Source organism: Kribbella italica (genome assembly GCF_014205135.1).
GTDB lineage: Bacteria > Actinomycetota > Actinomycetes > Propionibacteriales > Kribbellaceae > Kribbella > Kribbella italica.
The window spans coordinates 140,561-152,567 of record NZ_JACHMY010000001.1 but is presented as its reverse complement, the minus strand read 5'-3'; the positions used below and the strand labels follow the sequence as shown (position 1 = coordinate 152,567).

Annotated in this window: 13 protein-coding genes; 9 read left to right on the top strand and 4 right to left on the bottom strand. The window is 66.6% G+C overall.

Going from position 1 to position 12,007, the window contains the following annotated elements; translation table 11 throughout:
* Positions 1-516: 516 nt before the first annotated feature.
* From HDA39_RS00810 to HDA39_RS00795, 4 genes are all read right to left on the bottom strand, one after another.
* On the bottom strand, positions 517-693 hold the full coding sequence (locus HDA39_RS00810) for a hypothetical protein (RefSeq protein WP_184793318.1): 177 nt from the start codon (positions 691-693) through the stop codon (positions 517-519).
* Position 694: 1 nt separating this feature from the next.
* A complete protein-coding gene (locus HDA39_RS00805; RefSeq protein WP_184793317.1) occupies positions 695-901 on the bottom strand; it encodes a hypothetical protein in 207 nt (68 codons plus the stop codon).
* Between the two features lie 101 nt (positions 902-1,002).
* Complete coding sequence (locus HDA39_RS00800; RefSeq protein ID WP_184793316.1) at positions 1,003-1,203, bottom strand: hypothetical protein; 201 nt, start codon at positions 1,201-1,203, stop codon at positions 1,003-1,005.
* Positions 1,200-1,406, bottom strand: coding sequence for a hypothetical protein (locus HDA39_RS00795; RefSeq protein ID WP_184793315.1), 207 nt, complete (start codon positions 1,404-1,406; stop codon positions 1,200-1,202). The genes HDA39_RS00800 and HDA39_RS00795 overlap by 4 nt, the downstream gene beginning before the upstream one ends.
* 1,868 nt (positions 1,407-3,274) lie before the next feature.
* Here HDA39_RS00795 and HDA39_RS00790 point away from each other — a divergent pair.
* From HDA39_RS00790 to HDA39_RS00750, 9 genes are all read left to right on the top strand, one after another.
* The gene (locus tag HDA39_RS00790; RefSeq protein WP_184793314.1) at positions 3,275-3,589 is read left to right on the top strand and encodes an HNH endonuclease; all 315 of its coding nucleotides are present in this window, start codon (positions 3,275-3,277) and stop codon (positions 3,587-3,589) included.
* Positions 3,590-3,822: 233 nt separating this feature from the next.
* Positions 3,823-4,092: a hypothetical protein gene (locus HDA39_RS00785; protein WP_184793313.1), complete on the top strand. Its 270-nt coding sequence runs from the start codon at positions 3,823-3,825 to the stop codon at positions 4,090-4,092.
* Entirely contained in the window at positions 4,064-4,495 is a 432-nt protein-coding gene (locus HDA39_RS00780) for a phage terminase small subunit (protein WP_184793312.1), read from the top strand. Before HDA39_RS00785 ends, HDA39_RS00780 begins: the two co-directional genes overlap by 29 nt.
* Positions 4,496-4,505: 10 nt before the next feature.
* Positions 4,506-5,942 carry a polysaccharide deacetylase family protein gene (locus tag HDA39_RS00775; protein WP_184793311.1) on the top strand — a complete coding sequence of 479 codons (1,437 nt, stop codon included), beginning with the start codon at positions 4,506-4,508 and terminating at the stop codon, positions 5,940-5,942.
* Between the two features lie 26 nt (positions 5,943-5,968).
* Positions 5,969-7,630: a terminase gene (locus HDA39_RS00770; protein ID WP_184793310.1), complete on the top strand. Its 1,662-nt coding sequence runs from the start codon at positions 5,969-5,971 to the stop codon at positions 7,628-7,630.
* A gap of 14 nt (positions 7,631-7,644) precedes the next feature.
* Complete coding sequence (locus HDA39_RS00765; protein WP_184793309.1) at positions 7,645-9,141, top strand: phage portal protein; 1,497 nt, start codon at positions 7,645-7,647, stop codon at positions 9,139-9,141.
* Positions 9,138-10,136: a VG15 protein gene (locus HDA39_RS00760; protein ID WP_184793308.1), complete on the top strand. Its 999-nt coding sequence runs from the start codon at positions 9,138-9,140 to the stop codon at positions 10,134-10,136. The genes HDA39_RS00765 and HDA39_RS00760 overlap by 4 nt, the downstream gene beginning before the upstream one ends.
* A gap of 2 nt (positions 10,137-10,138) precedes the next feature.
* Positions 10,139-10,681 (top strand): BAR domain-containing protein, encoded by a 543-nt coding sequence (locus HDA39_RS00755; protein WP_184793307.1) that lies wholly within the window; start codon positions 10,139-10,141, stop codon positions 10,679-10,681.
* Positions 10,682-10,761: 80 nt separating this feature from the next.
* On the top strand, positions 10,762-11,949 hold the full coding sequence (locus tag HDA39_RS00750; RefSeq protein ID WP_184793306.1) for a hypothetical protein: 1,188 nt from the start codon (positions 10,762-10,764) through the stop codon (positions 11,947-11,949).
* Positions 11,950-12,007 lie beyond the last annotated feature (58 nt).

Sequence of the window (12,007 nt, the reverse complement as noted above, 5' to 3'; positions counted from 1 at the left end):
CTCAAGTGGGATTGGTATGTGCGATTGCGTCAGCCTGGCTCGCACGTGCCTACGTCTCTTCCCTGTGTCCCGGCCAGCGATCGCAACGATCGGGCTCGGGGGTAGGTGCTTGTGAAGTTGTCCCTGGTTTCACGAGTCGCCGTTCGGATTCACGGATTCAGCCGCGGATCACATCGGAGCTCACCCCCAGTTGGCTTGGCATCCTCAGCGGGCAGGGCGCCACCCTGTCCCGGACCACGCGACTCCTGGCGGGAGGCCACGTGGTTTCGCCGTGTGCTCGGTCACCGATACGTCGCCGCATCCCCCACCGAGTCCCGCAGGATGCGGCACGGTGACAAGCCTTTACGCTTCGGTCGGACCCTGCGATTTCGCTTCGCTCGACCCATCTCGACCCATTCCTTTCTTCCGCTCTGCGGATTGATTACCGCTGGACAGACGCCTCCTTGATCCCCGTACGTCTGTCTGAGTGCCAGCCGGGGACTCGAACCCCGTTGCCTGCCTGTCCTGGCGGTTGCTTCACCGGCCGTCACGCATGTCCACGACGCCCGACGTATCGAGGTCGGCGTCGAGACAGAAGCTCATCTGTCCGGGCTCCAGCGATGCGGCGTGACCGCACTGACTGTCCGGCTGGTAGTAGTTCCAGCTCGCCGAGAGCATCCCGACGGCGATGGCCAGGGCACACAGGATCCGCACGTCAGCGACCCATCAGGTGCCACGGGAACTTCCGCTCACCCTCCGGCCGCGGCCTCGGGGCCACGTGCCTCACCGACACCTCACCACCGGGGACCACGCGGTCCTGCATGCGGTGCTTCACCTTGCCGTGCCGGTAGATCTCGGTTCCGTGCGGGTGACGGCCCAAGTGAGTGCCTGGGACGTTCTCGGTCAGCAGCTTCTGGCTCATGGCAGAGCTCTCCTCTGATTCGTGGTTCGGGTGATTCGGCTGAGTAGCCAGGGCTGCACACCTCCACCCCCGTGCCGGGAGGTGTGCAGGTATCAGGTGACTCAGAGCTTCTTGAGCAGGACCCCTGAGGGGTGGATGTCGTACTGGTAGAGGCCAGCCGTAGTCAGTCGGTGCTTGGTCGTGCCGGGAATCGGAGCGGTGTCTCCCCCGTTCACCGCGATGACAGCCTTGCTCCACTTCCCGTCGTCGCCGGGATTCGGCCTGGCCTTGTCGAAGATGTCGTCCCACGTGTAGTCGGTCATTCGGCCGGCCTTTCCGTGACGTCGCCGCACCGAGGGCAGACGCCCTGATCGATGCCGTCGACCGTGTGGGTGGCGTGGCCAACCTCCCGGCAGATCCGAGCGTGAAACTCGGTCACAACCTCACCCGCCAGAGCGGGCATCTCGCGCATTCGGCGCTGGGCGGCGAGCTGCGCCTCAAGTGCCAGCCTGTCCGTTCTCGTCATGTCCGACTCCCTCACCATCACGTGGGTGACACACTAACACACCATGGTCAAAAAATAGAGTCCCTCCGTTCCGATTCGATCGGTCTGTCGCTCGCACCCGCTCACCTCTCGTCAACGTGTTCGGAGAGAGTGAGCCTAGGTGCGGCACCCGGAGGGTTGTTACATTTGTGGCCGGAGAGGTGAGCGAGCGAGGCTCGCACCGTTACCCTCTCCGGCCCCAGCCACACCTTCGGGCAGCTCCCCGGTTTCCCGTTCGGCCCGGCCAGTGTGGCTGGTTTCGCAATCTCACTCGCCGACCTCAGGTATGCCCAAGGACAGTAGCAGCTAGCTGCATTGCGAAAGACTCCGGCGCGGCTCGTCTCGCGGCCTACCGCAACCCTGCTGTCGACCTGGTAGCTGTCGCCTCTCACCGGCATACCGGATCGAAGCTAGGCGTATCGAGAGCTCTTGTGCGGCGGTTCCATCGTTGCCCGCCTGCCAGGTACAACATTCCCGGCAAGTAAGTACTTGGCCCTCCGGCGGCGAATGCGCGCCGTTCATTTCCCGGAGTTCCCGTTGCCCGTGATGCTTTACGTTGTCCCGAAGGACGCGGTCGATTCGATCTCGGGCCTATTCAGTTGTTGTGTCCGTGTCTTGCTGGTGCAAGCTTACCACACTTGCACACCGTGTGCAACTTGCGACTTTCGATTTCCAGTCGATCGGCGGGCGGGAGACAAGCTCTAACCGGAGAGCTCCCAGCGGGAGATCCAGCCGCCCTGACCAACTGAGACACAGTCAATCATGGATGTGATGGTGTGTCAAGCCGAGTCGCTGAGCGGTGTGGATCGGTGGCTACTGCCATGGTTTGGCGGGCGTGCCCATCTGGGGCCACTTGGAGGCTGTCGCTGCTCTTGCCCTATCCGGGTGAGTCCGTGCCCGCCTGCGTGCTGCGTGCGGTGACTGCCCCGGCATTCTCTTGGCCGATCCACACCGCGTGTGTTGCGCGGTGTGCCTGTGTGGAGTTGTCAGCCTGCGTGCGGTCGGCGCCCTGTGCGCCCCCTGGTGGCCGGTCGCTCCGGCCCTGCGTCGTGCTGATGGGTAGAACTCTGCCTCACTAACACACCGCTGTCAAGCCCTGTGTGTTAGTGGCGAGGACCACGGGCCCCGGCCATTGACAGGCGGGAGGGGTGGGGGTACCATCCCCGCGCGCGTCTGGAGGGGCACCGCCATGTTTAGCAGCTAGGATTCTGCCACGGTTCCAGGGTCAGAACGCGACCGCCAGGTCACCGCCGGCGAGTGGATCAGCAGGGTCCGTGCGACGGCGCCAGACGGCCTCTGACCAGGGCTTTTGTCCCGAGTGGCGCTCTTGCCCGCGGACCGTCTGGCGCGGCGCTCAGGGTGGCACGGAAGGGCACCTAACGGCGGTTTCGGCCCGAGCGCCAGCCGGCTCCAAGGTCGTTCTCGTCCACCTCGCCGGCGCCGCGGGTGTGTTAGTTGCACCGTTTGGCGCTCCATGCTACGGTCGGATAAGTACTTAAGATCTTCGGTCGAGATGCTCGTGGGGCGTCAGCCCCCTCTAGCTCCTAGTAGCTAACACGTAGCTCTCAGTCCTTCCTCTCCTCCCTCCCCATCACTTCGCCGGTGGCACTCAGGTCTAAGACCTGAGTGTGTTAGTGTGTCCTAGGTCACACGGATCCTGTGTTGAGAAGTGACTTCGCCGCTGCGTCTTTTAAAGAGTAAGACGAAAGAGTGAAGAGGAAAGAAGTGAAGAGGAAGACCTTCGCTCTAAGTCTTAAGAGCTAACCCCGAGTCCACGAGCCAAGCTCACCGACCAGCGATGGTCGACACGTGGTCGGGGTTCTACTTCCCGGTCCGAGGGGGTGGTTGGAGTGCCGAACTGGGCTAACTCAGATCGCCGCAACCGACTCCCCTCGGACTGGGACGCCAGGCGGAAGAAGCGATTCCGCATCGACGACTTCCGCTGCACGTGGGAGAACGTCTACGACGAACGATGTACGGGGCCGGCCGAGGAATGCGACCACCACATTCCGAACGACGACCACAGCATCGAGAACCTCCGCTCCATGTGCTCCTTCCACCACGGGCAGAAGTCCGGCAAGGAAGGCGCGGATGCGCGGGCCGCGAACTGGCGGCGGAACAACAGCAAGTTTCGGCGAGCCGAGAAACACCCCGGCGAGCTGTGAATGACCGGGAAGGTGCGGCGCGTGCCTCGCTACATGTGCCCCTTCCTGAGCCCCCGTGATCAGCTCTGAGCGCCCCTCTCCCGCTCGCTGATCCGGGGGCTTTCGTAGTCCCTACGGACCCGCAAAGTACGCAGCGGCGAGGGAGCGCCGAGTCGACGGTGAACAAAGGGGGTCGCTCCCCCATCGGCAAAACCTGCACCGCCCTCGGTCACCACGCCGGGGGCGGTGCAGTCATGGGTCGCGCTCTGTGTGCGCAGGTCGGATTCCAACCCCGACCGTTCGAGGTTCGATTCCTCGGCGGCCCGCAACTACTACGCCAGGAGGCGATCGTGCACATCCACATCGCCTTCGGCGAGTTCGTCCTGATTGACCTGCGGGTCGCCCTGACCCTGTTCCACCGAGACCACGAGGTCGAGCTGGAGGAGGTGCCGGCCGCCCCGCTCGGATTCCAACTGCCCCGAGGAGGTGAGCCCGTTGCCGGGACCGACGCCGAACCACAGTGACGACCTAGCCCGCGAGCGATCCCGCAAGGGTGGCGACGCCGGCCGCCCGATCTCCTCGGGCGAGCGCCGCAAGGTCTCGATCCCCCGCGCCGACAAGGATTGGCACCCGATCGCGAAGCGCATCTGGGAAGCCATGAAGGTGTCCGGCCAGGAGGACTACTACCAGCAGACCGACTGGGCCTACGCCTACTCCCTCTGTGACGACCTCACGTACTACAAGAAGGCTGAGCGCCGCTCGCCCGAAATGCTCAAGGCCATCATGACCGCGATGGAGCGACTCCTCCTCACCGAGGGCGATCGCCGCCGCGCCCGCATCGAGCTTGCCGAACCCGAGCCCGAGACCGAGCCGGCCAGCGTCCACGCCATCACCGAGTACAGGCGCGAGCTCGGGGTCGCGCCGTAGGAGGAATCTCTTGAGCAACAACAACGACCCCCTGGCGATCTTCCGCGAGCCCAGCGACATCGACTGGCGCAGCGATGAAGAGGCCACGTACGACGGGCTCGACCAGCGGGTGACGAGCCTCGAAGAGGCCGGCACCGGCGACATCACCGAGCTGACCACGCGGGTGCAGGTCGTGGAGACCGAGGTCGACCGCCTGGTCCACCGCCCGGTCCCCGCTCTGCGAGCTCGCGGCGCCGTCGTCTTCACCTGGGACGACGGATGGGACACCCACCCGCAGGTCGCCCAGTGGCACGCGGACCGCGGCCAGAAGGCGACCTTCTACCTCACGACGGGCCTGCTTGGCGGGGCGCAGCACATGCCGGCCTCCGCCGTCGCGGACATCTTCGCGCTGGGCCACGAGATCGGCTCGCACAGCGTCAACCACGTGTCGATGACCGGCCTCACCGCCGCCCAGCGCCAGCCCGAGTGGGACAACTCGGTCGCCACGCTGGACGGGTTGATCGGTCTGAGTGGTCAGGTGCGCAGCTACGCCTACCCGCTGGGCGATCACTCCGACGTGACCGACCGTGAGGCTTACCTCCGTTACGACCGGGTGGCCCTCACCGGCCTGGCGCAGGGCTTCATCGGCTCGTCGACCAAGGCCGGCAACTGGCTGCTTCGCCCGGACTACGAGGGCTTCAAGCACGGCCGGTTCCCCTGGAACCAGCAGACGCACTCTCAGCTGATGGCGATCCTGCGGGACCAGGTGATGGCCAACGCCGTCACCCTGACGACGTACGCCCACCAGATCGGCAACCCCGACACCCCGACCGAGGAGCAGGTGCTCGAAGCCCTCGACTTCTGCGAGGCCAACGGCATCCCCTGCCTCACCACGGCCGAGGCGCTGCCCGGCCCGAAGGTCGTGAACGGCGGTTTCGAGAACGACCTGGTCGGATGGACCGTCATCACTGCCGGCGCCGCCGCCACGGGCACCACGGTGAGCGTGGTCGACGACGCGCCGGCCACCGGCCTCAACGGATCCAAGTCGCTCCGGATCGTGTCCCCGAACACGACCACGAGCTCGGACAGTGTCACCGTCTCCCAGACCGTCGCGGTCCAGGGTGGCCGGTCCTTCGCGCTGTCCGCCCAGATCCGCCACGAAGGCACCCCCACCGGGACCGGCAAGTTCTCCGTCCGCATCAACGAGTTCGACGAGAACGGCACGAGCATCCCCGGCCGCTCCGTCCGCGGGACCGCATCCACCAGCGCGTGGGCGCAGAGCACCGCCTGGCCCGGCGAGTCCACGGCCGGCGCGAGCTACGTCGGCGTCCTCCACCCCGACACCCGCCTCGTCCAGGTCGCCCTCTACGTCCAGGAGGCGGCCGGCACCTTCTACGCCGACCACGTCTACTTCGGCCCCACCACCTACCAGACGAGCACGACCGCTCGCGCCTCCCTCTTCGGCTAGGCGGTCACGAGAGGGGGTGAGTCGCGATGGCTGCGATGAACCCCCTCTCCACCGAAGAGATCGACGCCCTGGAGCCGACCTACCTCGGCCCCACCTGGGCGAAGAACGAGGACGGCTCCTGGTTCCTCCCGCAGCGCACGCTGGGCTGGCAGATCGCCGGCTGGTGCAGCGAATGGCTGCTCGGCGAAGACGGCAAGCCGTGGAAGTTCACGATGGAGCAGCTCCGCTTCATCCTCTGGTGGTACGCGGTCGACGAGAACGGCCGCTTCATCTACCGCACCGGGGTCCTCCAGCGCATGAAGGGCTGGGGCAAGGACCCCGTGCTCGCGGTGATGTGCCTGGTCGAGCTCGTCGGCCCGAGCCGCTTCTCCCATTGGGACGCCGATGGCAACCCGGTGGGTGCTGCGCTGCGCAAGACCTGGGTCCAGGTGACCGCGGTCAACCAGTCGCAGACCACGAACACGATGGAACTCATCCCTGGCCTGATGAGCGATCGCTTCAAGGCCAAGTACCGCGTCAAGGAAGGCGCGGAGCTGATCCGCGCGATGGGTGGCAAGTGCCGGCTCGAAGCCGTCACCTCGTCGTACCGCGCGATCGAAGGCAAGCGAACCACATTCACCCTGCTGAACGAGACCCATCACTGGGTCGCGTCCAACAAGGGCATCAAGATGTACGAGACGATCGACGGCAACGCGACCAAGAAGGACGCTCGCTACCTCGCGATCACCAACGCCTATCTTCCAGGTGAAGACAGCGTCGCGGAGATCATGCGCGAGGTCCACGAGAAGATCCTCGAAGGCCGCACCGTCGACATCGGAATGATGTACGACAGCGTCGAGGCGCATCCGCGCACTCCGCTGACGATCGAGGCGCTGCACATCGTCATCCCCAAGATCCGGGGCGACGCCGTGTGGCTGCGCGTCGAGACCATCATCCAGTCGATCCAGACGGGCTCCATGTCCGCCTCGCGATCGCGCCGGATGTGGCTCAACCAGATCGTCGCCGAGGAGGACGCTCTCTACGGGCCGGACCAGCTCTCCGCGATGGAGGACCCCGACCTTGAGCTCCACCCTGGCGACGAGATCGTGGCCGGCTTCGACGGCGGCAAGACCGATGACGACACCGCCCTGGTGGCGATTCGCATCAGTGATCAGGCCATCTTCAAGCTCGGCCACTGGTTCAAGCCAGACGGTGCCAACAGCAACGAAGACCCCGACGCTCCCCGCTGGGAGGTCAACCGTGAACAGGTCGATAGCCAGGTGCGCGAGATGTTCCGGTTGTACGAGGTCAAGGGTTTCTACGCTGACGTGGCCCTCTGGGAGTCCTACATCGGCGATTGGGCCGAGGACTACAGCGAGGGTCTGACCGTCAAGTCCGGCGGGCACAACGCCATCGCCTGGGACATGCGGTCGTCCCTCAAGCTCGTCACCCTGGCGCACGAGCGCCTGATGCGCAGCGTCTTCGACGCAAAGCTCAAGTACGACGGCGATCTCGCCATCAAGCGGCACATGCTCAACGCGCGTCGCCGCACCAACAACCACGGACTCAGCTTCGGCAAGGAAAGCCGCGAGTCCCCCCGCAAGGTCGACCTCTACGCCGCACTCCTGCTGGCACACGAGGCGTTCTACGACCTGCGCACCCGCGCGAAGAAGGAAAAGAAGCGCACGGGCAAGGGCTACTTCATGTAAGGACGGTGACGCACGTGGCTGACCTGACGGCCAGAGCGGTCGAGCTGCTCGCCATCCTGGCGAACGACCGCCCCCTGCTGGAGCGATTCGATCGGTACGTCGAGGGCGAGCAGGACGACCCCTACATGCCGAACAACGCCGACGCGGAGTACAAGCTGCTCGCCGAGCGAGCCAAGACCAACGTCATGCCGCTCCTCACTGGGGCGCCGGCGCAGGCGATGTACGTGGACGACTTCCGGCCGGGCAACCGCTCGGTCACCGGAGCGACCTCCTCGTACGAGATGGAGCACTGGCAGTGGTCCCGCCTGGACGCCCGCCAGTCCGCGATCTACCGCGCCTCGTTCAAGTTCGGCCACAGCTTCACCCTCACCGAGAAGGTCAAGGGCCGCGCTCGCACCAAGAGCCTGTCGGCCCTGAAGACCGCGGCGCTGTACGAGGATCCGGCCAACGACGAGACCCCGCTCTACGCGCTGACCATCACCAAAGAATCGACCGGCTCACAGGACGAACGCATCCCCGGCAAGGCTCGCCTCTTCGACGGCAAGCACGAGTACGAGGTGACCTTCAAGTCCCTGACGGACGCCGACTCGGTCCAGGTCGGCAAGGGCAAGATCCACGGCGCCTCCGAGTGCCCGGTCACCCGCTTCGTCTGCCACCTGGACACCGAGGGCCGGACGACCGGCCTGGTCGAGCCGATGATCGCGATCCAGAACCGGATCAACCAGACGGTGTTCGACCTCCTGGTCGCCCAGACCTACGCGAGCTTCAAGGTCCGCTGGGTCACCGGCATGGCGCCCCCGCTGCTCATGCAGGGCGTCGATGCTGAGGGCAACTACACCAAAGTCGAGGCCGACATCGTCGACTACGTCCCCGTGCGGGACGACGCCGGCAACGCCAAGCCAGCCCCAATGGACCACAACGCGCGACGCTTCCTCTTCGCCGAGGACGACAATGTGAAGTTCGGCTCGCTCGACGAGACCCCGCTCGGCGGGTTCATCGAATCGATCGACATGAGCTTCCGCCACATGGCCGCGCTGTCGCAGACACCCCCGCACCACCTGCTCGGGCAGATCGCAAACCTGTCCGCCGAGGCTCTGCTCGCCGCCGAGACCGCCTTCTCCCGCATGGTCGAAGAGTTCCGCAAGGGCTTCGGCGAGGCGTGGGAGCGGGTCTTCCGCCTGGCCGCGGAGATCGACGGTGAGGCCGCGGCTGCCGAGGACTACCAGGGCGAGACGCTCTGGCGGGACATGGAGCAGCGTTCGCTCGCTCAGGCTGCCGATGCCCTCGGCAAGATCCGCGAGCAGCTCCAGGTGCCGAAGCGTGGCCTGTGGGCTCGCATCCCCGGCGTGACCCGCACCGAGCTTGATCAGTGGGAAGACATGGCCGAGGACGAGGACGCCGCCCTGGCGCTCTCCCAGGCCGTCACCCGCTCGACGGGCTCGGCGACGACCAACGACAGCACGAGCTTCCGCAGCTCCGCGCCGGCCCCCATCGTGGGGGCGATTGAGTGACCACCCCCGCGAGGCAGAGAGAAGCCGAGCGGGTCGACCAGGTCTTCCACGTAGCACTCTCCCAGATCGGCCTCGCGAGCCTGGAGGAGGCGCTTGCTCTCTGGCAGAGCATCCCGCCGGCCTCCATGGCTCGCGTCCGTACGACGTGGCTCAACCGAGCCACGAGGGCGCTGCGCGGTCGACGCTCCGAGGCGCGCAGTCTCGGCCGGGCGTACTACCGCCTGGCCCGCGCGCTCCGCACTGGCTCGACGATCGCCGACCCGAACAAGCCCGAGCCGGCCACCATCACCCTCGACGTGCTCCGCGAGGAGTTCGAGGCGCTGCTGCCCAGGCCGGCCGGTCAGGACACGGACTCCGGGTCCAACGAGATCCCGGTCGAGCACCTGTCTGGCCTCGCGGCCGACGCCGAACGCCAGGAGCGTGAGGCCGAACGCGAGGCCGAGCTCGTCCTGGACGCCCTCGGGCCGACCAACCTCGGCCGGCTGTTCGGCGACCTCGACGGCAAGCTCCCGTACGACGACATCGAGACCGCCCGCGCCGAGGCGTACCGCCAGGCCGGCGCCCGACAGGGTGCAGCGTTCGAGCGACTCGTCCTGAACGGAGCTCGCGCCGAGCTGTGGACGGCCATGGAGCACGACGAACGCGCCCTCGGCTACGCCCGCTTCTCGACCACCGGAACGCCTTGTGGTTGGTGCGCGATGCTCATCAGCCGCGGCGCGGTCTACAAGTCCGCCAAGACGGCTGAGTACGCCGATGGCGACAAGTACCACGACAACTGCCACTGCGAGGCCCTGCCGGTCTTCACCGACGAGCAGTACGACAGCGACCCCAAGTACGCGCTCAATCGGCAGTACGCCGACGAGTGGCCCAAGGTCACGCGCGGACTCTCCGGGAAGGCCGCCGTCTCCGCATGGCGGCGCTACATCCGACAGCAACAACGAGCCGAAGCCCAGGCGGCGAAGGCCACTCCCACCACAAACGTCCAGGAGGCGTGAGCGTGAGCGACACCACCGTATCCACCGAGACCACCGAGACCCCTGAGGTCCCCGCCGGCACCACTCCCCCGGAGACGCCGGACGGCACGACCCCGCCGGAAGGCGCGGCGCCGGAGGGCGAACAGCCCGACCCGCTGAAGGAGCTGCCCGAGTGGGCGCAGAAGGAGCTGACCAAGGTCCGCGGCGAGGCCGCGAACTACCGGACCAAGCTCCGCGACGCCGAGGCCAAGCTCGGTCAGGCCAAGACTCCCGAGGAGTACGAGGCCGCGGTGAACGAGCTCAAGACGGCGAACGCCGATCTGGAGCGACAGGTACTGGTGAACACCGTAGCCACCAAGCACAAGCTCCCTGACGAACTCGCCGCCGTGCTCCAGGGCCAGACGGCCGAGGAGCTGGAGGCGCACGCCGAGAAGCTCGCGAAGTTCGCCCCCGCCGAGGAGGTCGAGCCGGAGAACCTCTCCGGAGGGCTGAAGCCCGGCACCTCCGACACCGGGGCGTTCGACCCCGTGGCCGCCTCCCGCGCGGCCCGCAAGCGCCGCCGGTAACGCCTCCAGACCATCCCCCACCGAGCCCCCGAGGAACTGACCTCGGGGGCTTTCTCATGCCCTAGGAGGGCCGCAACACAATGGCATACACCGAGCACGACGTTGTCAAGGCCGAGCAGATCGCCGCCACCGCCGCGGTCTCGCTCGAAGAGACGCTGATCGTCCCGCAGGTCTTCTTCCGCGAGGACATCGCCCGCTTCAAGGGCGCGAAGGACGACACCGTCAACGTGAAGGTCGAGGGCGTGCTGCCCTTCCGCAGCTACGGCTGGCGGAACGACCGGTCGCAGCCGGTCGTCTTCGACGAGTACAAGGAGAAGACGGTCGCCGTCACCTTCGGTGGCGACACGATGTCGGGCATCCGGCTGACCGACGAGCAGAAGGACTTCGACCTCGACGGTTGGAGCAAGCTCGTCACCAAGCAGACCGAAGCCGTGGGCCGTGGTCTGGAGGCGCACTCGACCGACTTCCTGGTCGACGCGCCGTACGAGATCCAGCTCGGCCTGGACGCGACCAACCTGCGCAAGGGCCTGATCCGCGCCCGCTCGGTCATGAACCGGCTGAACGTTCCGGCCGGCGCGCGGACCATCCTCTGCGGCACGGACGTGGAAGCGGCCCTGCTGGAGGACGAGAAGCTGAACCTGGCTTCCAACGTCGGTGAGGCCGAGGCTGTCACCGCGCTGCGCGAGGCCACCCTCGGCCGGCGCTACGGCTTCGACTTCGTCGTGGCCCAGGAGCTGCCGCCGGGCACCGCGATCGTGATGATCGACTCCGCGTTCGTCTTCGTGACCGGCGCCGCGTCCGTCCCGAACTCGATCCCGTTCGGCGCCAACGCGTCGCACAACGGCGTGAGCCTGCGCTGGATGGTCGACTACGACATGGACTACAAGGTGGACCGCTCGCTGGTCGACACCTACGACTCCTACCGCCAGGTCATGGACACCCTCGTGGGCCGTGACGCGGACGGCCAGGGCTTCGTGTCCGACTACGAGCACTTCGTCCGGGCGTTCAAGCTGGAGCTGGCGGACGGCGCGACCGAGGCCGCGAGCTTCGACATCCTGCCGGACCCGGACGGCGACGACGAGAAGATGACCGAGCTGGGCAACATCACCGGCCTGTGGCTGCCGAGCAACGCCAAGAAGACGGTCGACAACCAGACCCGTCAGGCCAGCACGGTGAAGAAGGCAGACGGCTCCGCCGCGACGCCGGCCGCGCCGGGCCGCAAGGCGAAGAACGAGGCTGACGCCTCGGTCGCGACCCCGACCGAGTGATCACGAGCAGGGGCGGGCCTTCGGGTCTCGCCCCTGCTCACCTCCGGCAGATAGGAGC

Bases quoted from the DNA above. Each gene is read 5' to 3' on its own strand.
- HDA39_RS00800 (WP_184793316.1), bottom strand. From the start codon at position 1,203: ATGACCGACTACACGTGGGACGACATCTTCGACAAGGCCAGGCCGAAT.
- HDA39_RS00750 (WP_184793306.1), top strand. From the start codon at position 10,762: ATGGCATACACCGAGCACGACGTTGTCAAGGCCGAGCAGATCGCCGCC.
- HDA39_RS00795 (WP_184793315.1), bottom strand. From the start codon at position 1,406: ATGACGAGAACGGACAGGCTGGCACTTGAGGCGCAGCTCGCCGCCCAG.
- HDA39_RS00785 (WP_184793313.1), top strand. From the start codon at position 3,823: ATGGGTCGCGCTCTGTGTGCGCAGGTCGGATTCCAACCCCGACCGTTC.
- HDA39_RS00770 (WP_184793310.1), top strand. From the start codon at position 5,969: ATGGCTGCGATGAACCCCCTCTCCACCGAAGAGATCGACGCCCTGGAG.
- HDA39_RS00805 (WP_184793317.1), bottom strand. From the start codon at position 901: ATGAGCCAGAAGCTGCTGACCGAGAACGTCCCAGGCACTCACTTGGGC.